We start from the raw sequence: 25,866 nt of genomic DNA, 5'->3' as shown, positions 1-25,866 counted from the left end.
AGTCTGGGGTCAGGCGTGCATTGATGCGCTTTCCCGCTGGGGTCAGGCGTGCATTCGTGCATTCGCTGTGACCAGTCTGGGGTCAGGCGTGCATTGATGCGCTTTCCCGCTGGGGTCAGGCGTGCATTCGTGCATTCGCTGGGGCCCAACAGGGCGGTCCCGTTTGATACCGGGCCCGCCGTTACAGGCTGTTCGCATATCCAGCACGGCAGTGCGCCTGCCTGGCGCGCCGCATTGCCACCCCTGGCCAGGCGATGCATTCAATGCCTTTCCACGCATATTTCCATGCTTGGCACTGCAAAACGAATGCATGATTGCACGCCTGACCCCACGATTTTTCTGCACGAATGCACGCCTGACCCCATTGTTGTTATCGCAGGGTTTGGGTGGGTTGGGCTACGGGGGTGACGGGGACGCCGCCGCGTACGGCCCTTAGCGTGACCAGCTTGAGCGGTTCCAGCGCGTTTTCCGGCTTGCCGTCGGTTGTTACCGCCAGCGCAATGGTGTTGTCGCCGTTGGCGTTCAACACGCCCGGTGGCAGCACGAAGGTGCGCTGGGGGCCGATGTGACTGATGAAATTACCCATGTTCCAGCCATTCACGAACATCAATACGCGCGTCTTTGTTTCCGACTTGGGTTTGCTGGTGTCGCCAAACGCAAGGCCCAGCTGGATGTCGTGCTGCTTCGGCAAGTCCAGCTTGAATTTCGTGCGCAACCAGTAGGTGCCCGGCTGTGGCGGCGCCGCGCCGGGTGCTGCAGCCGTCCAGCCATCGGCGGCCGCCGCGCCGGGCGTGGGCAGATACCAGCCCTGCCGTTCGCCATACAGGCCGCCATTGTTCATCGGCCCGCGCACCAGGTCCGCGATGTATTCGCCGCCCCGGTTACCTTGCAATTTCCATGCGATCGGCGTCGCGAATTTCGGCCCCTGTGGCGCGGCCAGCGAAGCGCTGATCAAGCCGCGCGCTTCCTTGTGCTCGTCGTTGGCCGCCAAGTCCCAATTGTGGGAATTGTTGCGCACCATGACGGACAGCACATGCGGCCCCGGCTTCAGCGCGTCCGGCGGCAATGTGAACGATGCGGTGGCCGTGGTCTTTGGCCGGGCTTCGCCGGTCGGCACTTCGCTCTCGCCGAGATAGACGCCATCAAGCCACGCCTGCAGCATGCCCGCGCCGCCACCGCCATACGCCAGTTCCAGCTGCGTCGGCGCGTTGTGGCCAGACGCCAGTTCAAAGCGGCCCCGGTACCACACGTCGCCATGGTGGAAGCCATAATCGCTCATGGCCAGTACCGGCTGCCCCTGCGGCGGCTGCGTGGCGGTGGTCGCCGCGCTCACCTTCAAATCGGCCCTGCGCCAGCCGCTGTCGTCAAAATCCTTGCGCGCTTCCGGCGAATCCACGCGCAAGCCCCATGGCAGCGCCATCAGATCCGGCAACTGGTACGGCGCCGGTCCGGCAATCCCGCTTGCCACGACACGGCCATCCGGGCCGCCGGACACTTTCAGCGCCTGGCCATTGAAGCGCACACCGGTGGCGGCGCGTCCGGCCCACAGTTCAAGGCTGGACGGCGCGGCGCTGTCGCCCTGCACCGCCAGCACACCTTGTTGCCATGCGGCCGAGCGCACCAGCCCCGGGGAGCGCAGCAGCACCGGCCCCTGTGCGGTCTCGGCCTTCCACATTTGGCGCCCAACCGCATCATCGGCCAGCAACAGCAGCAACGGCGCCCCGCCCGGCGGCGTGATGCGCACCACGGCTAAATCCCGGTGCACATAATTCAAGCGTAAATCGCCACGCGCCGCGTCATACGCATGCGCCACCTGCCCCTGCAGCACGTCCACCTTCGGCGCCTTTGCATAGCGCAGCACCGTCTCGCCATCCTCGCCCGCCCGGCCATACAGCAGCGCCAGGTCACGCGCGCCCTGGCGCATATGGGTCTGGGTATCGGACGTCGTATACACCAGTTGCTGCCGTTCCAGCGCATAGTCGGCCAGCAGCAGTTTCGCGTCATGGCCATTCAGCGCCAGCTTGCCCTGCTGCGGCACAGTATAACTGCCGGCTTTCAGCGTCAGCGCAAAGCTGAACGGATCATTGGTGGTCGCGTCGGACGGAACATGCTGCGCATAAATCAGGCGCGCGCCCGTGTCCGGACTAATGTTGTGATACAGCTTGATGCGGTCGGTCGATGCCTTCAGCGGTTCAGCCTTGTCCATCTTGGCCAGCAAGCCTTCCGCCGCCTGCACGAAGTGGCCCATCTGTTTCAATGTCTGCGCCTTTTCGCGCAAGCCACGCCCTTCATCGATGGCCGCGCCATAATCGTAGGACGTGTACACCACCGAGGCCGGCGACCAGCCCCACGACGTGCCGCCATACAGCATGTAGACCGTGTGGATCGACAGCGCATTGACCAGGCTGGAGCCATAAAACACGCGCGTATAGCTGGAACCGATGCGCTCGGCCGTGCATTCGTAGGAACCCACGCTGCCCCAGAAGTCAAACCAGCCGCCGCCGATTTCCGCCGCAAAGCCCGGCGTTTTCGGTGACGCCAGCGCCCCGATCTTGACCGGTCCGGCGGCGCCGGCAGGCGGCATTTCACCATACATACCCCAGTTCGGGACGGTGTTCGGCTTGCCCGGGGTGCGGGTATTGGTGCAGCCGCCGCCCGGATAGCCGTCGAACGCATACAAATCCACCGGTCCCGGCACCGCAAACGGCGCGCTCGAATCCGGCGGCGTCCAGTTGGGCAGGCGGCCCGCCGAGTTGTGGAACAGCGGCACCGTGATGCCGTCCGCGCGGGTCTTGTCGTGCAGGTAGCGCATGTAGCGCTGGTGCGTGTCGGTGGTCTGGCTCAGTTCATTTTCCAGCTGGTACGCAATGATCTTGCCGCCGCCGGTGGTGATCTGGTGGCGGGCGACGATGGCGTTAATCTGCGTCAGCCATTCATCGGCGGCGCGGATATAGTCCGGCGCATCGGTGCGCGCCACGGCCTGCTGGCGCGCCAGCCAGCCGGGGAAGCCGCCGCGCGTCAATTCCGCGTTGACGTAGGGGCCGACCCGCATGATGACGTACATGTCCAGCTCTTCGGCCATCTCGATGGCGCGCTCCATGTTGCGGATGCCCGTGAAGTCATATTCGCCGGGACGCGCCGTGTGGTAGCCCCAGTCGAAATAAAACGACACGGTGTTCATGCCCATCGCCTTCATCTTTTGCAGCACGTCGCGCCACAAGTCCGGCGACGGCAAACGGAACGGGTGGATTTCGCCGCCCCAGATCATCTTGCGCTGGCCATCGAACATCAGCGAATGCCTGTCCCAGGTGACCTGTTGCGGCTTGCCTTTGGGCGCGGTGGCCGCATCGACCACCCCGGACGGCTCGGCCAGCACCGTGAAATGGCGCGCGGTGCCGGACATCGATACCAGTTCGGCTTTCGGCGTCCACGTGCGCAAGTCCTTGCTGTCGCTGGTGTAATAGCGCTGCCCGCCGTCCCCCTCAAAGTACAGGCGCCAGCCGCCATCTTCGAGCTTCACCAGCGACGGCGCGCCATGACCGGCGCCCCAGCCAGCCCAGTCGCCGGTCTGCTCGAACGTCCACGGACCGGCCGGATCGCTGGCCTGCGCCATTTCCAGGTGTCCGGTCGCCTGCTTGCGGGCAAACAGCCGGAACATGCCGGCATCGGGCACCACGAAGGCATCGACATAACCGTCCAGCCCTGGCAGGCGGACGGGTTTGCCAAACCGCTTGAAGCCCGGCCCGGCCGCCGTCAACAGGTAATTCACCGCAGGCCCGTCGCCCTGCGCGGCCGACACGATCACGTGGACCTTGCCGTCGCGCCCTTTCAGCCATTCCGGCGCGCGTGCGCCCGGCAGCTTGAACTCCACCACGTGCGTCCAGCTGCGCAAATCCCTGGAGCGCGCCACGGCGAGGCCGCCGGATTTACCCGGCGCGGAATCGGACGTATAAGCCACATAGTAATAACCATCCTCCGCATGGAAAATCGATGGATCGCGCACGCCACCGGGCGGCGCATAGGTTTCCGACGCCAGCGAGGTAAACAGCTTGCCGTCATACCCGCTGAACAGGCTCAGTGACGGCGCCGCGGTGGACGGGAAGGCCGCAGCGATATACGTGGTGGCGCCCTTTCGCGGCGTCACCTTCAAATGCGATCCGTCATGTGCCTGCTGCGGCCCCGTGGTCTGCACCTTGTTGGCCGACGTCAGGCCCATGGTGTCGAGCAGCGCATCGCCAGTATTGGGCACGGCGGGCGGTTGCTGGGGCTGGGGCTGGGGCTGGGGCTGGGGCTGGGGCTGGGGCGCCTGGGCCAGCGCGGCGCCGGCCGCCATGGCCAGCGCCAGCAAGGTCAGGCGCCCCGGGTTGAGGGTTGGTCTCCGGTTATCGTTATGGTTGCTCATCGTGGTGTTCCGTCACAGTCACTGTCATGGTGGGCCATGATAGAGTTTTCCGGCCAGCGGCACGGCGGCGGAACAAAAACACTCAAGGTGTTGATCGGGAATTGCGCGAATCCGGCAGCGGTCAGGCGACGATCAGCCCCAGTTCGCCCAGGAAGGCCGCTGCCTGGCCATGGGAAATCACGGCGGCCTTGAACAGGCCAGCCTCCGACAGTTTGACCCCTTCCAGGTTCACGCTGCGCAAATCCGCCCCGGCAAACTTCGCCTGTTTTAAAACCGCGTTGCGCAGGCTGCCGCCTTCGAACACCGCATCGCGGAAATCACAGCCGGCCAGGTAGGCATCGGAAAAATCCAGCTGTTTCAAGGTGGCCGACTTGAAGGAAAAGCCGCGCAAATCCGCGCCCACCAGCAGCGATTCTTCAAACGTCGCGCCCAGGTGCGACGTTTCTTCCAGCGATGCGCCGGTCAGCTTGCAGTTGGCAAAGCGCACCGACGCCAGCCGTGCGCGCCGCCACTTGGTGTTATTCAAGTCGCAACTGTCGAATTGCGCATCGACCGCGTCCGCCGCCTCGAAATCCGCCCCGCCCGCGCGGCAGCGCAGCCACACGGTGCGCCCCAGCTTGCAGGCAAACAGCACGGCGCCGCCAAACGTGCAGCGGATAAATGCGCAATCCTGCAAGTCCAGGCGCGACAAGTCCAGGTCATCGAAGGCGCAACCGTCGAAGCTGCGCACGCCGCGCGCCAGGGCGGCGGCCAGGCTGTCGCGGTCCAGCGCCATGCCGGCCAAGGTGGAAGTTGTGAGGACGCTGTCCATGTGCGATGGTTCCTTTCAAGACGGGCGCCCTGGATTCCATGCCGGGGCGCCGCGAATTGTAGCGTGTTTGCACACGCCGGGGCATCGTCCGTTTGCGGTAGCTTATTTGCGGTAGATGCCGACGCCCAGCCAGGCCCCGTCGTCGATTTTCTCGATATACGACGTCTTGGGTTCCAGCGCCTGCGTGGCGGGATTGACCCACTGGTAATCGACCCAGCCCGATCCCTTCGCCTTCGCCAGCGCCGCCATGTCGCGTGAGAAGAACTTGCCATCCGCATCCTTCAGTTGCGACAAGTCCTTGCCGTTCATGCGTTTATTCGCGGCGTGGCACAACATCTTTGCGTTCATATCCTGCACGAACACATACAGTTCGCCCTGGATAAAGCCCCCCTGCGGATCGGCAAAGTCGCGGCACGCCTGCTCCAAGCCCTTGGCGCGGGCATGGGCCACGGCTTTCTTCACCAGCGCCACGGCATCGTCGCGGCTCGCGCCCCGGGCCCAGGCCGCGGTGGTGGCGGTGGCCAGCGACGTGGCCAGGGCGGCGGCCGCCAGCAGCGGCACATTAAAACGCATGGCGCACTCCCGCCGACAACCCGGACTGCTCCCGCCCCACGCCAACCGTACCGCCCGCATCGAGCGCAATCGCCGCCACGCCATTGTTGCGCATGTGGCCAATCGAGCCGTAGACCGCCGTGCGCTTCGACAGGCTGTAAGTCAGCCGCAGCACCGACAAGGTGGAATCGTTGCCGCTGCCTTTCACGTCATGGCGCGCCACCTGGCCGTCGAGCTGCAGCAATGGCGTGAGCGGATAGCTGGCGCCGAAGTACCACAGGTTCGACTCCAGGTCATTGGCGCGCGTGGCGGCCACCTTCTTGCGCGCCATCAGCCCCGCGCCCACGCGCAACGGACCCGCCATCGCATAGCCATTGACCGTGACGCGGCGGTCATGGCTGTCGCTGGTGGTCAAGCCTGCCGCCGCGCCCGCGCCACCATACATGATGTCGTACGAGGCGGTGACGCCCAGCGCCTTGTTGTCATAGCCCAGCAAGGCCGTCACCTGGCGGCACGCCTTGCTGTTGCCCGCCACTTCACCGCCACAACTGGTGCCGGCCGGGCCGCCCGCGGTGGAGCTGTCGCGGCCCAGGCTGTAGGTGGCGCCCACCGTGAATGCATTGAACGTGCCGAGGTAGCCGATGGCGTTGTCGCTGCGCGCATTCGGGATGTACAGGTCGATGCTCGACATCGAAAACAGGTTCGGCCCCATCACGTCGGATTTCACGGCGGCGAGGAAGGTCATGTTGACCTGGCGGCCGAAGGTCAGCGTGCCATAGGCGTTTTTCAGGCCGACATACGCCTGGCGGCCAAACAGGCGGCCGCCCTGCCCCACCGTGCCGGTATCGGCGGACACGCCGTTTTCCAGCACGAAAAGCGCCTGCACGCCATTGCCCAGGTCTTCCGTGCCCCGGAAGCCGAGGCGGGACGGCACGCTGCCCGTCAGTCCAGGCACCTTCAGCACCGAATCGCCCGCCGCGTTGGCGTGGCTGGTATAGACGATGCCGCTGTCGAGGATGCCATAGATGGTCACACTGCTTTGCGCCGACGCGGTCGACAAGGCGCACGCGCCCAGGGCGGCCACGATGGCGCCCGTTACTGCTGGTTTCATGATGTCTCCGGATTATTTTCGAAAGGAGGCGGCGCCACGCATGGAATGACACCGGCGCCGCCGGGGTATTACACGGCTTGCGCCGTTTCAGCGTTGACCGGCGCCGTGGCCAGCGAGGCCGAGCGGCCGTGGCGGATCATCGACACCGCGATGGTGGCAATGACGGCGGGAATGGCCATTGCCATGAAGTTCAGTTCCAGCGGCAGCGCCATGCCGACCAGGGTGCCGATCACGATCGGCGCCAGGATCGCGCCGCTGCGGCCGACACCGGATGCCCAGCCGATCCCGGTGGCGCGGATCGCCATCGGGTAAAACTGCCCGGCATAGGCATAGGTCACGATTTGCGTGCCGATGGTCGAGGCGCCGGCCAGGCCCACCAGCAGGAACAGCACCGGCGTCGGCACTTTATAGCCCAGCAGGGTGATCGACACGGCGGCCAGCGCATACATGCCGACCAGGACGTACTTGATATGGAAGCGGTCCGCCAGCCAGCCGCCGCCCACCGCGCCAAACACGGCGCCGAAATTCAGCACCAACACAAAGGTCAGCGCGGAACCCAGGCTGTAGCCGGCGCCCGCCATCAGCTTGGCCAGCCACGAACTGAGCGCATACACCATGAACAGGCACATGAAGAACGCCACCCAGAACATCACCGTGGAAAAGCCCCGCCCGTCCTGGAACAGTTTGCCGATGGTGGCGTCGGACGCGTGGCCGGACGACTGCAGCGTGAAACGGTCCTGCGCATTGGCCACGTACGCCGGTTCCATGCGGCCCAGGATGGCTTTCAATTCATCGGTGCGGCCGGCGCGGATCAGGTAAGGCATCGATTCCGGCATCGATTTCAAGATAAACGGAATCAGCACCACCGGCACGCCCGCCGCCAGGAACACCGACGACCAGCCATAGGATTCCAATAGCCCCTTGCCCAGCAGCGCCGCCAGCATGCCACCCACCGCATAGCCGCTGAACATCAGCGTCACCATGGTGGCGCGGATTTTCCTGGGCGAGTATTCCGTCATTTGCGCCACCACGTTCGGCATCACGCCGCCGATGCCCAGGCCCGCCAGGAAACGCATCACGCTGAACATGACGGGATCGCTGGTCATGCCGGCGGCGGCGGTGAAGATGGAAAACAGGGCGACGCAAATGGCGATGGCCTTGCGGCGGCCGATTTTGTCGGCAATCGTGCCAAGGAAGATGGCGCCGAACATCATGCCAAACAGCGCGGAACTGACCATGAAGCCCGCGCTTTGCGGCGTGACGCCCATTTCCTTCATGATCGAAGGCAGCGCAATGCCGGCCACCGCGAGGTCATAGCCGTCGCAAATAATGATGATGGCGCACCAGAACAGGACGCCGGCGTGGAACCGGCCAAAAGCCGCCCCATCGGAAAGTTTGTGTACGTCGATACTGCGCATGGCAGGTGTCTCCCTTAGTGTTATATGGATGTGTGCGAGGCACTTGCAGAATAGATACCTGCCGCCATGCGGTCCAACACTGATTTGGTAGGGTTTTCATACCTGCCAGGTATGAAGCCGGGCCATCAAGGAAAAAAACCGCGCCCGAACTGGCGCGCGGTAACCCGGAACTGCGATAAAACTGGATAAAACGTCAGAACTTGTAGTTCGCGCCCAACAGAATGGTGCGGCCGTAGTTGCTGAAATCACCCTGGCGGCTGCGCACCGCGTTATAGGATTCATACGGTTCGTTGCGCAAGTTGTTCACTTGCAGCAGGAAGCCCAGTCCCTTGAACGCGCCGGCGTCGAAGTTGTAACCCACCTGCAGGTCGATCACGTTTTCCGCCGCCACGTAACGCAGGATGCGTTCCGCCGCGAAGTTGGCGATTTCACCGACGAAGTCCGAACGGCGGCGCATGCTGATGCGGGTTTCGAAGCCATTTTTTTCATAGTAGGCCGTGAGGTTCGAGGTCCGCTTCGACAGGCCCGGCAACGGGATATTGGAACCAATGCCGCTGGCCGGGTCGGCCACCTGGATCGCGCTGTCGTTGTAGTTGGTGCTGGCGACCACGCCAAAACCGTCCAGCGCGGGCGCGACCAGTCCCAGTGGCAGCGATGCCGACAACTCGATGCCGCGCAGGGTGCCGCCATTGCCATTGAATGGCGCCGAGTACTGGCCGATCGGCGTGCGCGCCGGCGTGCCCGCGATGTAATCGGAGAAGTCGTAATCGCGGGTCTGGGTATAGATGTAGGTGTCGAGTTTCTTGAAGAAGAACGCGGCCGCCACATACGCGCGTTTGCCGAAGTATTTTTCATACGACAGGTCGAACGCCTTGGCTTTCCATGGATCGAGCTCCGTATTGCCGCCGCTGCCGCCGGGACGGCCGGTGGCGCGGTCGACGCCGAAGTCCAGTGCGGAGCGCAGCTGGTCGACACGCGGGCGGGCGATCTGCTGGGCCAGGCCGACGCGCAAGGTCTGCTCATGGTCGAACGCAAACGCCAGGTTCAGGCTGGGCAGCACGTCCGTATACGATTTGCCGTTTTGCGTCGGCTTGATGTTTTGCCCGGCCGGCGCCGTGTTGTCCCAATAGTTCGAACGCGACGACTGGTCGGTATGCTGGACTTGCACGCCGAAGTTGCCGCGCAGGGTGACCGCGCCGAATTCATGTTCGAGGTTGGTGCGGAAGAAAGCGGTATCGATGGTTTCGTCGACCGTCCATTGTTTCGGAATCAAATAGCTTTCCGTGGTGGTCGGCACAAAGCCGAGGCGGTCCGCCACCAGCGCCGGCGTGTTCCAGACCGGGATGCGGCCGACGCCGGCAAAGCCGACGTCGATCGAGCCGGTGAGGTACTGCTGCGGCAGCACGAAGGAACTGCCACCCGGCAGGGTCAATCCGGCTTCCGGCTGGCCGCGCTCCTTATTGCGGTCGGTGCGGTTGATGCCGACATCAATACTGGTGACCCACGCTTCCAGCGCGGCGGGCGCATCGAATGTGGCGCTCAGGCGCGCGCTTTTCATTTCATCGTCGACCCTCGGCAAGGTGCCATAGCCGACGCCATAGATGCTGCTCTTGACGTACAACTGCGACGGGTCGTCATAGGTGCGGCCCGGCACCATTTGCGGGAACTGGCCGGGACGCACCTGGAACGCGATGTTGTCGAGGTAGGCGGCCGACGTGGTGGCGCCGCGCTGCAAGTTGGTTTCGATATTGAATTCGTCGCGGGTGGCGGTGGAGTACGACAGGTCGGCCACCACTTTGACGCCCTTCAGGCGCCATTCATTGTTCCAGCCAAGCGCGCGGATGTCATCCTTGCGGCGGTTGAACACACCGCGCACCAGCGGATACACGTTCGACGCCAGGCCGCTGGAAAAGGTGTTGCCGGTGGTGGTGACGTTGGTGTATTGCAGGCCCGGCGTCAGGCCGCCGTTGTAGTCGCCGAGGTTGAATTCAAAACGGTTGCTGGTGTTTTCGCCGTGCGAACGCGACGCATACAGGTCCAGCGTGCTGTTCCACTCGCGGTTCGGACGGTACTGCAGCACCGCCATCACGCCGTCGCGGCGGTTGAAACCCGTGCGCAAGCCGGCGCGCGAACCGCCCGTGTTGTACAGGCCCGCCGCCAGGCCCGGGCGGCTGTCGGCATTCCATGGCTCGTACATGCCGGTTTCCTGCGTCACCACGGGCGACTCCAGGTGCGCGTAGCCGATCGCCAGGCCCACCGTGCGGTTCAAGTACTGGTCGATGTAACTGGCGCTGAACCGGTTGCCCTGCGGGCTGGTCGGGCCCTGCTTGCCCAGCGAATTGCGTTCGGTGCGGGCGTTGAGCGCCACGGTGCGGCCGCCGAAGTTCAGCGGGCGCACCGCTTGCAGGTCCAGGGTGCCGGACAGGCCCTGGCCGACCAGCGCGGCGTCCGGGGTTTTATAGACGGTCACGCCGCCCAGCAGTTCGGACGGGTACTGGTCGAATTCCACGCTGCGGTTGTCGCCGGTGCTGACCTGTTCGCGGCCATTGAGCGTGGTGGTGGCGAAGTCCGGCGACAGGCCGCGCACGGAAATCACTTGCGCGCGGCCGGCCACGCGCTGCGCCGCCAGGCCGGGCAGGCGCGCGATCGATTCGGCAATGCTGATATCGGGCAGCTTGCCGATATCTTCCGCGGAAATGGCTTCCACAATGGAGGTGGCGTCCTTCTTGACCGAGATCGCGTCTTCGATGCCGCGCCGGATGCCGGTCACGCGCACCGTCGACACGGCGGCATCGGCTTGCTCGCCGGCGGCTTGCGCCAGCGCATTGCCGGCGGGGGCGGCGGCGCAAAACAGCGCCGCGCATCCGGCCGCGACAGGACTCAGGCGCCACGCCGCGCCGGCTTTACTTCCATTGGGAAAAACTTTCACAAATGTCTCCATGTAGTAGGTTGGCAGTCTATGTACCGCACGGCGCCATTCTCTGTACTTTTACTAGATGTAGTCAATATGCAAATGTAAGAAAATTAGAAAATATCTAAATATTTCTTCAATATTCTGTAATTTTCCTATTTTTATACCGTTTACAATCGTTTGTAACTAGCATAAATGTATTACGTGTTTATTGAATAGGCATCTCACAAAGTGAATCAATATGTAGTTTGCCTACATTTTGTCGTGTAGTCGGCTTTCACGGGCAGCGCGCATCCGTTGCATGGGCGGCATATCAACAATTGCACGCATACAATACTTGCCTCTCATGCGCTATGATCGAGGCCATACTCTGCTCACTTCATGAAGGAAACCCATGCGTACACTGTCTTCCCTGCGTCTCCTGTGCGTGGCCGGCGCCCTGGCCTTTGCCGTCAATGCCAGCGCCGACAGTACCTCGTCCGCCTCCAGCGCCGGTTCCGCGTCCAGCGGCAGCGTGTCCGATTCGATCGGCGCCTCCAGCAACAGCTCTTCCGGCGGCGGCAACAAGGTGGCCGATGGCGCCTACCACATCATCGACATCGCCCAGGCGCCCGAGCGCAAAGGCATGACTCGCGTCACCCTGCAAGCCGGCCAGGACAGCTTCGTGCTGACCCTGCCACAGCAAACCTTCGACCAGTCGCACCTGGCCAAGGGCGACGCCGTGGTTGCGAAGAACCTGGAATTCGGTGTGGAATTCGCGCGCGCCGATACCCGCGAAGCGTTCTTCCTGGCGATTGCCGACGAAGTCTATGGTGAACTGGCGTCGCGCAAAGTGACGCTGTGATCGATGTGAAGTACGCCGGGCTGCTGCTTTGCCTGGCCACCGGCGCGGCGCACGCCGCCGCGCCCAACTCGGGCCTGTCCCGCTTTTGCGACGAAGACCCGTCCCTGAGCGTGGCCGAAGAAAGCCGCCTGCTGCGCTTTGCCGCGATCGTGCGGCAAGAGCTGTCGGCCGGCGACAGCGATATCGCCCTGATCAGCCGTTCCGGCCTGGACCTGTCGCGTTTCGGCATCCGCTATTCGCACGCGGCGCTGGCCTGGCGCGCCACCTCTGGCACGTGGTCGGCGCGCCAGCTGTATTACGCCTGCGATGAAGGCAAGCCGCGCATCTTCGACCAGGGCGTGGCGGGCTTCACCATGGGCACCGACAATCCGTCGCTCGGCTATATCTCGGCGCTGCGCCTGCCCCGCGCGGCGGCCGACACCCTGCGTCCGGCCCTGCTCGACGGCCCGCGCGCGCTGGGATTGCTGGCGGCGCAATACAGCGCCAACGCCTATGCCTACAGCCTGCAATACCAGAACTGCAACCAGTGGGTGGCGGAAATGCTGGCGGTGGCGTGGTCCGGCATGCCCGAGGGCCCGGATTTGCGCGCCCGCGCGCAAGACTGGCTGCGCGCACAGCACTATGCGCCGGAACCGGTGCCGGTCGGTTCGCGCCTGCTGATGTGGCTCCCGACGTTCGTGCCGCTGCTGCACGTCGATGACCACCCGCGGCAAGACCGCGAGGCGCTGCAATTGCAGGTCAGCCTGCCGGCCTCGCTGGAATCGTTCATGCACCAGCGCATCCCGGGCAGCGACCGGGTCGAAATTTGCCACAACGAGAAGCACATCGTGGTGCGCCATGGCTGGGAACCGATTGCCGACGGGTGCCAGGCCGGGCCTGGCGACCGCGTGGTCAAGCTCGATTAAGTTGGCTGGTCACCGCCTTGCGCCGCGCGCTGGCGCAAGGTCGTGACGTTTTGCCGGTTCACGCCCCAGTTATCCATTTCCACTTCATCGATGATGACAAAGGTGGTGGCCGGATTCTTGTTCAGCACGCGCTGCAGCAGGTCGGTCACGCCTTCAATCAATTCCAGTTTTTGCGCCTGCGTGACGCCCTCGTTGGTCACGCGGATATTTACGTATGGCATGCTCGTTCTCCTTACCAGGTGCCGCTGGCCGCGCCGTCATCGACGTTCAGCACGGCGCCGCTGGTGAAACGGGAATCCGTCAGGTACAGCACCGCATCGACCACGTCCCGCGTGCTGCCGATGGTGTTCGTCGGATTCAAGCCCTTCAGGAAGTTGCGCGTGCCCTCATCCTTGCCGTGCATCGGCGTTTCAATGATCCCCGGCGCCACGGCGTTGACCTTCACGCCGGACGGCGCAAGTTCCAGCGCCAGCGCGCGCGTTGCGTGGTTCAGGCCCCCTTTGATCAGTACCGGCAGCAGCGCCGGCACTTTCGCGGTCGGCTGCATCGCGATGCTGGCCGTGATGTTGACGATATGGCCGGAACCATTGGCCGCCATGTGCGCGCCCACCGCCTGGGTCGGATAAAACACGCCCTTCAGGTTGGTGCCGACCATGGCTTCGACGTCGTCTTCCGTGTAGTCGGCGAGCGGCTTGGCGAGGAAGATGCCTGCGTTGTTGATGAGGATGTCGACCTTGCCGAAGGCGGCCACCGCGCGCGCCAGCAGCGCCTGCGCCGTGCCGGGTTGGGCGATATCGCCGGCCACGGGGATGAAGTTGGGCGGGCTACCCAGTTTATCGGCCGCCGCATGCAGGCGCTCCATGGTGCGGGCGTTGCCCACCACGTTGTCGCCGCGCTCGAGGTAAGCCTTGGCAATGGCAAAGCCGATGCCGCTCGATGCGCCGGTCACGATGACGGTTTTGGGGGATGCGTTCATGTTCGATTCTCCGGTTGGTTTCAGGTCCAGTGTTTCAGTGACAGCGGCCGTTGCGCCGCCATGGAAATCACTATACTTATGCGCACTAGGAACATAAATAGCCTCGATATCACTATAATTAATACACCATGTAATCAATGAGGCCGCCATGCAGCGCCAGTTTGACGATGTACTGTTGGGCAGCATCGAGCTGTTTTGCCTGGCCGCGGAACTGGGCAGCTTCACCGCCGCCGCCGTTGCCGCCAGTGTCACGCCGGCCGCTGTCAGCCGTTCGGTGGCCCGTCTCGAGCAGCGGCTCGGTGCGCGCCTGTTCGTGCGCACCACGCGCCAAATCCGCCTGACCGACAGCGGCCGGCTGTATTTCGAACAGTGCCGCGATGCGCTGTCGCAACTGGCCGAAGCGGAGCGCCAAGTGACGGGCAGCCAGGCCAAGCCGGCCGGCCCGCTGCGCATCAGCGCGCCCACGCCATATGCGCATTACCGGCTGCTTCCGCTGCTGGGCGCATTCCGCGCGCTGTATCCGGAGGTGACGGTCGATGTCCATGTCAGCAACCGCAATATCGATTTCGCCGACGAGGGCTATGACCTGGCCATCCGGGGCCGCGCGCCGCAAGACTCCAGCCTGGTGGCGCGCAAGCTGGAAGACGCGGAACTGGTGCTGGTGGCATCCCCGGCCTACCTGAAGCGGGCCGGCCGCCCGGCATCGCTGGACGACCTGGCGCGCCATGAATGCATCCAGTTCGAACTGCCCAGCACCGGCAGGCACATTCCGTGGTCCTTCATGCGCGATGGCGTACCGGTGGATATCGCCACCCGTGGCGGCCTGGCCTGCACCGAAGACGTGCTGGGCATCGTCACCCTGGCGCGCGCCGGCGCGGGGCTGGTGCAAACTTACCGCTATATCGTGGAACAGGATTTGCTGCGCGGCGAGCTGGTGGAACTGATGCCGCAGCATGGCGGCACGTCGCGGCCGTTCATCCTGCTGTATCCGCACGCGCGGCATTTGTCGCTGCGGGTGCGTACCTTTGTCGATTTTTTAATGGAGCGGCTGAACCGGCCGGCGCCGGCAATACGCTGATACAAACCCGCCCTGTCGCGCGCGGCGGCGCTGTGATATCGTCGCCCACTTGTTCCGCTGACTTCGCATTCAACCCATGAAATTCCGTCTTTCCGCGCTGGCCCTGCTGTCCGCCACGGCCGGCTGCACCACCCCGGCCACCCCAGTGTCCCAGCCTGTGCCGCTGGGCGTTGCTTCATTCAACATGGCCTGGGCCGGCACGGAAGCCGATTTCCAGGCCCACCTTGCGATGTGCACCGCCGTCGAGTGGTGCGACACCCGTCCGCGCCGCAACCGGGGCGAAACCACGCCATCGCCTGACGCGATCGCCACCGCGAAGCGCTGCGAAGCGGCGATCGACCAGTTCGCCGGCGGCGCCCCGCAAGCAATGCGCATCGCGCCGTGCAATGCCTACAAATCCAAAAACACGGCCGACGTCACGCTGGCCAATTACCGGATAAAGCTGGCCGGCCTGCGCGCCACCATTGCCAGCCTGATTGAAAAAGACGGCGTGCAGGTGATCGCGTTCCAGGAAGTCAAATCGGACCAGGCCGTGCGCGACGTGCTGGGCAAACATGCCGCCACCTTCGACGTCTGCTTCGCGCCGCACAATGCCTTCCAGACCGTGGCCTTTGCCTGGAACAAGGCGGCCACGCAAAAGCCCGGCCAGTGCGCGTCGCGCACCGAACTGGCCGTGTCCGACGATCCCGCCAACCCGGCCAACTTCCGCACCCTGCGCCCGGGGCTGGCGCTGGAACTGACGGTCAATGGCCAGCCGGTCACGTTCATGAACGTGCATTTGAAATCCGCCTGCGCCAACCTGAAGCCGAACGGGCCGTACCAGCCGCGCAAGCTCGATGACGCCGATGCCGCCTGCCGCGTATTGAACCGCCAGGTGCCGGCGCTGGAAGACTGGATCGACGCCATCGATGCGAAGAGCCCCCGCTTCGTACTGCTGGGCGACTTCAACCGCCGCATCGATGAAGAAGCGGCGGAATCGGTGCCGCCATCGCACGTGCGCACCGACGGCAGCGACCCGGCCGGTCCGAACAAGAAGGATGCGCTGGGCTATGTGGCCACCAGGTACCTGTGGCAGGAAATTTCGGATGGCAAACCCACGCTGTTCCAGGTGCCGCTGTCCGGCGCCGACAGCGGCTGCAAGGGCTTTACGGGGCTGGACCACATTGTGGTCAGCCAGGCGTTGAGAGCCGTGCAGCCGGATGCCACGTTCAGCTCGCGCAAGGTGCCGGTGGTCAATGAACCGGGCCAGGTCATCGAGTCCAGCGACCACTGCCCGCGCATCGTGACACTGAACCTGTGAACGCTATGAAAACACTGCTTTCCCTGTGCGCCCTGCTGCCCTTGCCGGTGCTGGCCGCGCCCTGCCTGCCGGTCGACAGCCTGATCGAGCGCGACCGTCAATATGAAGAAGCGCTGCGCACTGGTGACGTGCCGTTCCTGCAGGCCTGGCTGGCCGACGACTACGTGTGGGTGCACACCTTGGCGTCGCAAATCGAAAACCGGGAATCGGTGCTGGCGCGTCTGAAAAAGCCGGAAAGTATTCCGAAAAGCCGCAGCACCAGCCAGGTGCACGCGCACGTGCTGGGGCAGACCATCGTGCTGCGCGGCCTGTCCACGGTCGAACAATGGAATGCCGATGGCAAGACCTGGCGCAGCAACCAGTACCAGTTCATGCGCACCTACGCGGACGTGAACGGCCAGTGCAAGCTGCTGGCCGTGCAGTCGATGAAAACCGCCAGCAGTCCGTCGAATTTGCAGCCGCTGCAGCCGGTGGCCGGCTCGAAGTAACCGGAGCCGGACCGACGCCACGGGGCGGCAGGGCGACCGGGCCAGCGGGCAGCGGGCAGCGGGCAGCGGGCAGCGGGCAGCGGGCAGCGGCATTGCACGGCTGCCCGACGGCGGGCCTGCTTACATTTGCATCGGCGTGGAGCGCCAGCGCTTGCCGCTGGCGGCAAAGATCGCATTCGACAGGGCCGCCGCCACCGCATGCGAGGCCGGCTCGCCGATGCCGGTCGGCGCCGCCGTGCTGTCCACCAGCACGGTTTCGATCAGCGGCATTTCATCGATACGCAGCAGCGGGTAATCGTGGAAATTGCTTTGCTGGATACGGCCCTGCTCGACCGTGATGGCGCCCTTGAGCGCCGCCGTCAACGCAAACACGATGCTGCCTTCGACCTGCGCCTTCACCAGTTGCGGGTTGACCACGCGGCCACAATCGACCACCGTCACCACGCGCCGCACCCGCAACTTGCCATCATGGGAGGCGACTTCCACCACCTGCGCCACATAGGTATCCGTCACGGTCGACGCAATGCCCCGCCCCGCGCCGGCCGGCAAGGCCTGGCCCCAGCCTGCCGTGGCGGCCGCCAGCCGCAGCACCTGCGCCAGCCGCCCGGTATCGATGGTTTCCACGTCTTCGCCATTTTTAAAACCCAGCACTTGCGGCGGCGGCAACAGCGACAAGCGGTATTGCAGCGGGTCGGTCCCGGCCGCATGCGCGCACTCGTCGAGCAGGCATTCGTTGACGAAGGTATGGTTCGGCGTATAGCCGCGCCGCCACCAGAACACGCGGATCGCCTGTTCCACCAGCGCATGGCGCACGTGCAGTTGCGGCGCCAGGTATGGGAACTTCATGGCGTCGATGGCCGCCGCATAATCGACGCCATCCGCGCCAATGGCTTCCGGCGTCATTTGGCGGAACACGGACAACGCGGCGAACGCGTGGTCCAGCGCGAGGATGCGCCCCGCCCCATCCAGCGCGACTTTGACCTTGTGGCGGCTGGGCGGCGCGTACAGGCCATAGCGGATATCGTCTTCCCGCGTCCACACCACCTGCACCGCCTTGCCCAGTTCACGCGACAGCAGCACGGCTTCCACCGCATAGTCGGCGTCGAGCCGGCGGCCGAAACTGCCGCCCACCATCGGCGTGTTGATGATCACCGCTTGCGGCGGCAAGCCCGTCACTTCGCACAACACCTCGAGCAACTGCGATTGCGCATGGCACGGCGCCCACACTTCGCAGCGCCGCGGCGTCCAGTGCGCCACCGCGTTCATCGGTTCCAGCGGCACGTGCGCCTGCAGCGGCACGTCGTATTGCAACTCCAGTGTTTTTGCGGCGGACTGGAAGGCGGCGGCCATGCCATCGGCCGATCCCTTGCGGCTGGCCGTCGCCATCGCATGGATTTTATGCGGCGGCTTGCCGATGTCCCGGCCTTCCAGCGCGCGGTCGAAATCCGCCGCCAGCTCCGTGCTGGACGCCAGGGCGCCATTCTTGACCTTGCTCTGGGACCAGGCGTCATTCCACTGCACTTTCAGCTGGCCGCGCCCTTTCAGCGCGGCCCAGGTGGAACGCGCCACCACGGCCACGCCGTCGCGCACATATTCCAGGGTCGGGAAAGTGTTGCCGCGCAGGGTGACGATTTTTTCCACGCCCGCCACCATCAAAGCCGCCTTGCCGTCGACGCTGGCCACGCGGCCATTGATGACGGGACTGCGCTCGATCACGGCATACACCATGCCCGGCACCCGCACATCGAGCCCATACACCGCCTGCGCCCGCACGATGGGTTCCAGGTTTTTGGCGGCCAGCGGCTTGCCCACCAGCCGCAAGTCCGCCGCGTCCTTCAACGCCGGCGCGGCGGGCACCGGCAAGGCCGCCGCGTGGCGCACCAGCTTGCCGTATTCGACGCGGCGCCCGCTGGCGTGGTGCACCACCGCATGGCCGGCCGTGCCGCACGCGGCAATTTCCGCGCCCAGGACCTGCGCGCCCGCCTGCAGCAGCATGTGGCGCGCCGCGGCCGCCGCCTTGCGGCCGCCATCCCACGCCCCGGCCGTACTGTAGGAGCCGCCCGTCACCATCATGCGCTTGCCATCGGGCCGGATGGTTTGCACCGCCACACGGGCCCAGTCCGCATCGAGCTCGTCGGCGACAATTTGCGCAATGCCGGTGGCCGTGCCCTGCCCGATTTCCGTCTTGGAAATCAGCACGGTCACGGCGCCGCTGTCGTCGATGCGCAGCCAGGCGTTGGGCTGGAAGCTTGCGCCGGCTTTTGCGCCACTGCCCGCGTTGTTTTCAACGGCGCCGACGCGGAAGCCCAGGGTCAATGCCAGCGCGGCGCCCGCGCCGGATTTCAGCGCCAGCCGGCGCCCGGGGGATGCGGGCGTCATGCGGCCACTCCCGGCTGGCGCGCCAGTTCGGCGGCGCGGTGAATCGCCTTGCGGATGCGGTCATAAGTGCCGCAGCGGCACAAATTGCCCTGCATGGCTTCGTCGATGTGCGCATCGGTGGGGTGCGGCTGGCGCGCCAGCAATGCGGCGGCGGCCATCATTTGCCCGGCCTGGCAATAGCCGCATTGCGGCACATTGGCTTCCATCCACGCGCGCTGCACCGCGTGCAAGGCGCCATCACGGCCCGCCAGGCCTTCGATGGTGGTGATGCGTTTGCCGCCCAGGGTGGCGGCGGGAACGGTGCAGGATTTCACGGCGACGCCATCGACGTGCACGGTACAGGCGCCGCACATGCCGATACCGCAGCCAAATTTGGTGCCGGTCAAACCCAGTTCATCGCGCAGGTACCACAGCAGTGGCTGGTCGGCATCGCCCTGGCAGCGCTGGGGTTTGCCATTGATTTGTAGCCTTGTGGGCTGTTTTTTCATCGGAAGTCTCCCGTACGGATCTCCTATTATCCCATCCCGGGCAGTCACTGGATTGGCACATCTGCAACAGTCAGGCCAGCCAGGCAACAGGGTCAGGCTGGCGCACGATTGGAAGTTCAGTCATGATGAGGTCATCGGAGGTGCACATGACGATGGAAACATTGCAACCTGATCAAGAGGAACCGGTGCGGCCGCTGATGCCGTTCCGCACCCTGCTGTACCGGTTCATTTTCTTCGACTGGCTGTTCCGCGACGTCAGCACCGCACGCAACCTGTTCGAGCGGCACGCGGCGCTGCAGCACAACAAGTACATGAGCCGCTACCTGCCGCTGTATTTCCGCCGCTGGACCGTGCTGGCCACTTTCGACTTCGGACTGGGATTCCTGTTTGAACGGTTCTTGCAAACCACCGTGCTGTCGGCCTGTTTCTTCACCTGGTCGTGCATGACCATGGTGGGCATGGTGGTGATTGCCGTCGCTTGGGTGTTTTTGACCTTTGGACGGCTGTCCTGAATGGTCCGCAGCACGCCGCTGTCAGGGCGCGGGACTTTTGCGCAGATGCTTGTCAAAGAAGGCGCCCAGTGCTTTCAGATACTGCAAGCGGTTATCCATAAACCCCACCCCATGCCCTTCAAAACGGAAGGGGATCAACTCGACCTGTTTTCCGCTGCGCTGCAACGCTTTTAACATGCTTTTGCTATGCTCGATTGGCACGCGTATGTCGTCTTCGCCATGCATCAGCAGCACAGGCGCTTTTATCAGGTGAGCGGACTTCAGCGGCGATACTTCGTCGAACTGCTGTTTATTGATGCGGGGATCGCCAATACGCGAATGCATCAATTCGCGCGCCATGGTGTCGTAATTGTTGTCGGAGCCGTCGTTGAACATCAAATTAAGATCAACCACCCCGGCGAAGCTGGCACCGCACCGATAAAGATCGGGCGTCTTGACCAGCCCCCACAGTGCCGCATATCCGCCATAACTCGCGCCAAAAATGCAAATGCGGGCCGGATCGGCAATCCCCTGCGCAATCAGGTAGTTGACGCCTTCCGTTACGTCATCCTGCATTGCCTTGCCCCACTGACCATATCCCGCTTGCTGGAAGTGCCGGCCAAACCCCGTCGAGCCCCGGAATTGCGGCTGTAACACGGCATATCCGCGCGACGCGAGATACTGTACTTCCTGATCCCATCCCCAGTAATCCCGAACTGTTGGACCACCATGAATCATCACGATGGCAGGAAGCTGCTTTGCTGGACCGGCAGGCAATGTCAGGTAAGCGGGAATTTCCAAGCCATCCTTTGCCTTATAGCGCACTGTTTGCATGGGCCGCATGGCCGATGGATTGACCGTTCCGCGCATGGCGCCGATCGTCTGGATCGCGCCCTTGCGCGTGTCGTAAAGGTGCCATTCACCTGGCAGCGTGTCGCTATGGGAGAAAATCAACACCATCCCGTCCGGCTGCCCGCTCAAGGTATTAAGCTGGCCAGGAAACGTGGCGTCGACATCCGCCTGTATTTTTGCCCAGACGGGATCAAACCAGATGTTTTCCGATTTCATTCCTCCGGTACGCACAAATTCAACTTTCCCGTCCGTCAATTCACTGGTGAGCAGCACATCCTGGTCGGCATACCCGGCCAGCATCCGGTCCATCTTGCGGGTACGCGTATTGTATGAGAACACCGCATAGGTATCCCGATCCATCCGGCTGGCAACAGCCAGCATATCGGGAGCATCCAACACCTTCATCGGCAGCCAGGCTTCCGCCGTCAATGCAAACTCTTCCAGTTTTTCCCATTCGTCCGAGTCAGCCTTCCGATACCAATTGGACACTTTGGTCTTGTCACTCCAAAATGCGGAATCAGCCATGGTCGCAGCCCTGGGCAGGCCGTTACGGTCATAGGCAAGGTGTCTCAATTTCCCTTGAGGGGGCAGACGGTAACGCGTCCTGGAACCAGTGAGCGCATCGAAAATCGCCAGATCGTCGCGGGATTCATCATTAAACGCCAAAGCCAGCGTTCTCGTATCATTGGTACCTGTTACCGGGTGCAAAGCCCGTTCTCCAAGCCAGGCTGTTCCTTTGCCATCCAGGGTATAAGCCCTGGCGCCCTTACTGAAATTGATGACCAGCACTTCAGGACTCAGCCAGACAATATCCTCAGGCAGATTGAAGCTGAAGCCATCAAACGTGGGGCGGCTGGCAAAGTCCTTGAATTCCAGCTTGTCGGTGGAGGCAAGCGAAACGCGAATTCCCTTTGCGTCACGTATAAGTGCCGCAATATGTTTGCCATCAGGAGAAATCCGCACCCGCTTAATGCCGGTTGGGTCGATCAGGTCAAACTCTGACACCGGTTGCGCGAATACGGGATGGCCCCAGGAAAGTGCTACTGCCAGCACCAGACCAAACGCGATAATCTTCCCAAACTTCACTTGCAACTCCCCCTGAATGTAAGCCAAGGCGGGATACTACCGAATAACAAGCTGCAAATGTGCGCAAATTGTCACAACGCATAGGTTTGTAAGCAGCTTAGACGAACGGCCACTTGAGGATGCCCCTGGCATGCAGCACGGGGCGGGCAACGAAGTACGTCACCACAAAGCCGAACGCAAACACGCCGCGCACGTCCAGCATGAAGGCGAAAATCACGCCTGCCACCATGGCCATGGCGACCAGCACCATCAGCCACACTTCGACACTCTTGAAAAAGCCGGCCGATTCGCGCCAGACACGCGCCGTCAGCGCGCAGGCATCCTTGACGGTGCTTACTTCGGGTTTGACTGGGGATTTTACTTCTTTACTCATTTAACTTCTGACAACGTTGCAAATTAAGGCGGGAAATAAAAAAGCCGCCGGCATGCGGCGACTTGCAAAACGCATAGTAACACATGGCTGTCAGCGCCCGCTTAGTCTGAAGGGACGATGACCGGCGGGCGGGACTGGCGCACATTCTGAGCCAGTCTTCCACCTATCGACAGGACCGCCATGCAAACTCCCTCCCTCCAATGTGCCGTGATCACCGGCGCCGCCAGCGGCATTGAATCCCCGACTTTCTTATGCGCTGTCATCACCGGCGCCGCCAGCGGCATTGGCCGCGCGCTGGCTTTCGCGCTGGCCGCGCGCGGCGCCAGCCTGATGCTGGCCGATATCGACAGCGCCGCCCTGCACGCCACCACGCGCCACCTCAGTGAGGCCGCCCCCGCTGTCCGCATCCTGCCCATCGTGGCTGATTTGAGCCAGCCCGGCCAGGTCGCGGGCCTGGCCGGCAGCGCGTTCGAAGCGTTCGGACGGGTGGACTGGCTGTTCAACTGCGCGGGACTGCTGGCCAGCGGCCGCAGCTGGGAATTCGATGAACAGCAATGGGCGCGCCTGATGGACGTGAATTTCTGGAGCGTGGTGCGGGCCGCGCGCGCCTTCGTGCCGCGCATGCTGCAACAGGGCCACGGCCACATCGTCAATATCGCGTCGCTGGCGGGCATGCTGCCGGCGCCGTTCCTGGCGCCCTACACGGTGTCCAAGCATGCGCTGGTGTCGTACAGCGAAACCCTGCAGCAGGAATTCCAGGCGCTGGGCATGCCATTGCACGTGTCGGTGGCGCTGCCCGGGCCCGTCGATACCGGCATCAGCCGCAACATCGGCGGCGCCACCGGCGATGCCGCGGTGGACGGGTTGAATACTTACCTGCGCGGCATGATCGCGGAAGGCATGACGCCCGCTGAACTGGCGGACCTTGTGCTGGCCGGTGTGGACCGCAAGCAGTTCTGGATTTTCCCGCATGCGGAGATGCTCAAGGGCGCGCTGGCGCAGCGCTACGACATGCTGCAGGCGGTGACTCCGTAGGGAACTAGTCCAAACGGATGTAGCTGCCCGCTGGTCCCTCGCATAGCCTAGCACTACAGACAACCCAATTCAGAGGTTCCAATGAATCAGAAAACGACAAATCCAAGCGACCTGCGCGTGGTGGTAATGGGCGCGGGCATGGCCGGCATCCTGGCCGGCATCAAATTGCGCGAGGCAGGCTACACCCGCGTGACGATTTATGAAAAGGCGGCCCGCGTGGGCGGCACCTGGCGTGAAAACACTTACCCGGGCCTGACCTGCGACGTGCCCTCCCACGCCTACACCTATTCGTTCGAACCGAACCCCGACTGGACCCGCGTGCTGCCGCCCGGCGCCGAAGTCCAGGCGTACTTTGAACGCACGGTGGAAAAGTATGGCATTGGCGACATGATCCGCTTCAATGAGGAAATCATCGGCTGCGAGTTTGCCAATGGCCGCTGGAACCTGGCCATGAAAAGCGGTCTGCGCGACACGGCCGACATCGTGATTGCCGCCACCGGTGTGCTGCACCATCCAAGCCTGCCGGACATCAAGGGCCTGGCTGAATTCGAAGGCAAAAAATTCCACAGCTCGCGCTGGGACCACAGTGTGCCGCTCGACGGCACCCGGGTCGGCGTGGTTGGGAATGGTTCCACCGGCGTGCAAATCGTGTCCGCACTGGCCGGACGCGCCGCCAAGGTATCGCACTTCCAGCGCACCGCACAGTGGATCTTCCCTGTTGAAAACCCGACGTTCACGGACGAACAGAAAGCCGCGTTCCGCGCCGACCGCGCATTGCTGAACTCCCTGCGCTACGACCCGACGTACCTGTCCAACGTGGAGCGCTTCACCAACGCCATCCTCGATGCGGAATCGCAGGAAATCAAGGAAATCGAAGCCATCGCGCTGGGCCACCTGGAACGCAGCGTGCCCGATGCGGCGCTGCGCGCCAGGCTGCAGCCCGATTACCGCGTCGCCTGCAAGCGCCTGATTTACTCCCCGGACTATTACAAGGCGATCCAGCACCCGGATGCCGCGCTGGTCACGGACGGCATCGAATGCGTGGAAGCGAAAGGCATCCGCACCCGTGACGGCAAGCTGCATGAACTCGATGTGCTGGTGCTGGCGACCGGTTTCAAAGCCGACCAGTTCATGCGCCCGATGAATGTGGTGGGCCGCGACGGCGTCAAACTCAACGACGTCTGGGCCAAGCGCCCGCGCGCCTACCTGGCGGTGGCAATACCGGCCTTCCCGAATTTCTACATGCTCAACGGCCCCACCGGCCCGGTCGGCAACTTCTCGCTGATCGATATCGCGGAACAGCAGTGGCACTACGTGGCGCAATTGATGGACCTGGTGCGCAACGGCGTGTGCAACGAAGTCGAAGCGAAGCAGGAGGCGCTGGACGACTATGACGCGGCCCGCATCGCGGCGGCAAAAAAGACCGTGTTCGGCTCCGGCTGCAACAGCTGGTACCTCGACGCGGAAGGCGTGCCAGCCACCTGGCCATGGTCGCAGCAGCGCTTCCGCGAAGCGATGACGGCGCCGCGGATGGACCACTACACGCTGCGCGCATAAGGGGCGGCCATGAAAAGAACCGCCATCGTCAGCGGCGCCGCCTCCGGCATCGGCGCCGCCGTGTGCGAACAGTTGCGCCACACCGGCATGCGCGTGATCGGCATCGACTTGCGCCACAGCGACATCTGCGCCGACCTGTCCACGCAGGAAGGACGCGCCTATGCGGTGGAAGCGGCGCTGTGCCTGTCGGAGCGGCGCATCGACACCCTGGTGTGCTGCGCGGGACTGGGCCCGCAAGCGGAACCGGTGGCCAGCATTGCCTCCGTCAATTACTTTGGCGTGACCGCCCTGCTGGACGGCCTGTCCGGCGCGCTGCAGGCGGGCTGCCGCGCCAGCGCCGTGGTGGTGTCGTCCAGTTCGGCCACCCTGCAGGCCTGGGATGGCAGCCCGCTGCGGCAGGCCTACCTCGATGGCGATGAAAGCGCGGTGCACGCCATGCTGGCCGCGCTGCCGCCCGACCTGGCGCCGCAGGCGGGCTTTATTGCCTATGCCAGTTCGAAGAACGCGGTGGCCTGCGCGGTGCGCCAGCGTGCGGCAAGCTGGGGCAAGGCCGGTGTGCGCCTGAATGCCGTGGCGCCCGGCGCCGTGCAAACCCCGCTGCTGGAAGCGGGGCTGGCCGATGTCCGTTATGGCGAAGGCATCCGCAACTTTGTCGCGCCGCTCAGCACGCGCGCCCGCGCGGAACCTGCCGATATCGCCGCGCTGATCGGTTTTATTGCCGGCGACAGCGCCCCCTTCATCCACGGCAGCGTCCTGTTCGCCGATGGCGGCATCGACGCCGCCATGCGGCCCCACCATTTCTAGTTTTA

General features: G+C 63.8%; 21 protein-coding genes. 9 read left to right on the top strand and 12 right to left on the bottom strand.

Annotation, left to right across the window (positions count from 1 at the left end):
• Positions 1-370: 370 nt before the first annotated feature.
• From AC1RRC_RS04690 to AC1RRC_RS04665, 6 genes are all read right to left on the bottom strand, one after another.
• Positions 371-4,402, bottom strand: a complete 4,032-nt coding sequence (locus AC1RRC_RS04690; RefSeq protein ID WP_493054100.1) for a beta-galactosidase — start codon at positions 4,400-4,402, stop codon at positions 371-373.
• A 121-nt stretch (positions 4,403-4,523) separates the two neighbouring features.
• Positions 4,524-5,213, bottom strand: a complete 690-nt coding sequence (locus tag AC1RRC_RS04685) for a pentapeptide repeat-containing protein (RefSeq protein ID WP_493054099.1) — start codon at positions 5,211-5,213, stop codon at positions 4,524-4,526.
• A 102-nt stretch (positions 5,214-5,315) separates the two neighbouring features.
• Positions 5,316-5,786, bottom strand: coding sequence for a cache domain-containing protein (locus tag AC1RRC_RS04680; RefSeq protein WP_493054098.1), 471 nt, complete (start codon positions 5,784-5,786; stop codon positions 5,316-5,318).
• A complete protein-coding gene (locus AC1RRC_RS04675; RefSeq protein ID WP_493054097.1) occupies positions 5,776-6,876 on the bottom strand; it encodes a porin in 1,101 nt (366 codons plus the stop codon). Before AC1RRC_RS04675 ends, AC1RRC_RS04680 begins: the two co-directional genes overlap by 11 nt.
• Positions 6,877-6,944: 68 nt before the next feature.
• Positions 6,945-8,294 (bottom strand): MFS transporter, encoded by a 1,350-nt coding sequence (locus tag AC1RRC_RS04670; RefSeq protein ID WP_493054096.1) that lies wholly within the window; start codon positions 8,292-8,294, stop codon positions 6,945-6,947.
• Positions 8,295-8,487: 193 nt separating this feature from the next.
• Positions 8,488-11,223: a TonB-dependent receptor gene (locus AC1RRC_RS04665; protein ID WP_493054095.1), complete on the bottom strand. Its 2,736-nt coding sequence runs from the start codon at positions 11,221-11,223 to the stop codon at positions 8,488-8,490.
• A 376-nt stretch (positions 11,224-11,599) separates the two neighbouring features.
• Between AC1RRC_RS04665 and AC1RRC_RS04660 the strand changes: the two genes are divergently transcribed.
• Together AC1RRC_RS04660 and AC1RRC_RS04655 are read left to right on the top strand one after the other, a co-directional pair.
• Positions 11,600-12,049, top strand: a complete 450-nt coding sequence (locus AC1RRC_RS04660) for a hypothetical protein (protein ID WP_493054094.1) — start codon at positions 11,600-11,602, stop codon at positions 12,047-12,049.
• Positions 12,046-12,954 (top strand): DUF2145 domain-containing protein, encoded by a 909-nt coding sequence (locus AC1RRC_RS04655; protein ID WP_493054093.1) that lies wholly within the window; start codon positions 12,046-12,048, stop codon positions 12,952-12,954. The genes AC1RRC_RS04660 and AC1RRC_RS04655 overlap by 4 nt, the downstream gene beginning before the upstream one ends.
• Here the strand turns inward: AC1RRC_RS04655 and AC1RRC_RS04650 are convergent.
• Together AC1RRC_RS04650 and AC1RRC_RS04645 are read right to left on the bottom strand one after the other, a co-directional pair.
• Positions 12,951-13,175 (bottom strand): tautomerase family protein, encoded by a 225-nt coding sequence (locus tag AC1RRC_RS04650; protein WP_493054092.1) that lies wholly within the window; start codon positions 13,173-13,175, stop codon positions 12,951-12,953. The two genes, AC1RRC_RS04655 and AC1RRC_RS04650, sit on opposite strands and share 4 nt — an antisense overlap.
• A gap of 11 nt (positions 13,176-13,186) precedes the next feature.
• Positions 13,187-13,930 (bottom strand): SDR family NAD(P)-dependent oxidoreductase, encoded by a 744-nt coding sequence (locus AC1RRC_RS04645; protein WP_493054091.1) that lies wholly within the window; start codon positions 13,928-13,930, stop codon positions 13,187-13,189.
• A gap of 148 nt (positions 13,931-14,078) precedes the next feature.
• Here AC1RRC_RS04645 and AC1RRC_RS04640 point away from each other — a divergent pair, with 148 nt between their 5' ends.
• The 3 genes from AC1RRC_RS04640 to AC1RRC_RS04630 all read left to right on the top strand — a co-directional run bounded on the left by AC1RRC_RS04640 (position 14,079) and on the right by AC1RRC_RS04630 (position 16,796).
• On the top strand, positions 14,079-15,008 hold the full coding sequence (locus AC1RRC_RS04640; protein WP_493054090.1) for a LysR family transcriptional regulator: 930 nt from the start codon (positions 14,079-14,081) through the stop codon (positions 15,006-15,008).
• A gap of 76 nt (positions 15,009-15,084) precedes the next feature.
• A complete protein-coding gene (locus tag AC1RRC_RS04635; protein ID WP_493054089.1) occupies positions 15,085-16,308 on the top strand; it encodes an endonuclease/exonuclease/phosphatase family protein in 1,224 nt (407 codons plus the stop codon).
• A gap of 5 nt (positions 16,309-16,313) precedes the next feature.
• Positions 16,314-16,796 (top strand): nuclear transport factor 2 family protein, encoded by a 483-nt coding sequence (locus tag AC1RRC_RS04630; RefSeq protein WP_493054088.1) that lies wholly within the window; start codon positions 16,314-16,316, stop codon positions 16,794-16,796.
• A gap of 120 nt (positions 16,797-16,916) precedes the next feature.
• Here the strand turns inward: AC1RRC_RS04630 and AC1RRC_RS04625 are convergent, their stop codons facing one another.
• A complete protein-coding gene (locus AC1RRC_RS04625) occupies positions 16,917-19,175 on the bottom strand; it encodes a xanthine dehydrogenase family protein molybdopterin-binding subunit (protein WP_493054087.1) in 2,259 nt (752 codons plus the stop codon).
• Complete coding sequence (locus AC1RRC_RS04620) at positions 19,172-19,663, bottom strand: (2Fe-2S)-binding protein (RefSeq protein WP_493054086.1); 492 nt, start codon at positions 19,661-19,663, stop codon at positions 19,172-19,174. Before AC1RRC_RS04620 ends, AC1RRC_RS04625 begins: the two co-directional genes overlap by 4 nt.
• 146 nt (positions 19,664-19,809) lie before the next feature.
• Here AC1RRC_RS04620 and AC1RRC_RS04615 point away from each other — a divergent pair, with 146 nt between their 5' ends.
• Positions 19,810-20,175: a hypothetical protein gene (locus tag AC1RRC_RS04615; protein WP_493054085.1), complete on the top strand. Its 366-nt coding sequence runs from the start codon at positions 19,810-19,812 to the stop codon at positions 20,173-20,175.
• A gap of 21 nt (positions 20,176-20,196) precedes the next feature.
• Here AC1RRC_RS04615 and AC1RRC_RS04610 read toward each other — a convergent pair whose 3' ends face one another.
• Both AC1RRC_RS04610 and AC1RRC_RS04605 read right to left on the bottom strand, forming a co-directional pair.
• Entirely contained in the window at positions 20,197-22,119 is a 1,923-nt protein-coding gene (locus AC1RRC_RS04610) for an alpha/beta hydrolase family protein (RefSeq protein WP_493054084.1), read from the bottom strand.
• Between the two features lie 70 nt (positions 22,120-22,189).
• Positions 22,190-22,465 (bottom strand): hypothetical protein, encoded by a 276-nt coding sequence (locus AC1RRC_RS04605; RefSeq protein ID WP_493054083.1) that lies wholly within the window; start codon positions 22,463-22,465, stop codon positions 22,190-22,192.
• Between the two features lie 180 nt (positions 22,466-22,645).
• Here AC1RRC_RS04605 and AC1RRC_RS04600 point away from each other — a divergent pair, with 180 nt between their 5' ends.
• From AC1RRC_RS04600 to AC1RRC_RS04590, 3 genes are all read left to right on the top strand, one after another.
• Positions 22,646-23,500, top strand: coding sequence for an SDR family NAD(P)-dependent oxidoreductase (locus AC1RRC_RS04600; protein WP_493054082.1), 855 nt, complete (start codon positions 22,646-22,648; stop codon positions 23,498-23,500).
• Positions 23,501-23,581: 81 nt separating this feature from the next.
• Positions 23,582-25,057, top strand: a complete 1,476-nt coding sequence (locus tag AC1RRC_RS04595; protein ID WP_493054081.1) for a flavin-containing monooxygenase — start codon at positions 23,582-23,584, stop codon at positions 25,055-25,057.
• 9 nt (positions 25,058-25,066) lie between these two features.
• On the top strand, positions 25,067-25,861 hold the full coding sequence (locus AC1RRC_RS04590; protein ID WP_493054080.1) for an SDR family oxidoreductase: 795 nt from the start codon (positions 25,067-25,069) through the stop codon (positions 25,859-25,861).
• Positions 25,862-25,866: the final 5 nt, after the last annotated feature.

The organism is Pseudoduganella sp. GW821-FHT12E03, assembly GCF_058807115.1.
Note: the sequence above shows the minus strand (reverse complement) of the source record. Positions and strands in the feature narration are given on the sequence as shown.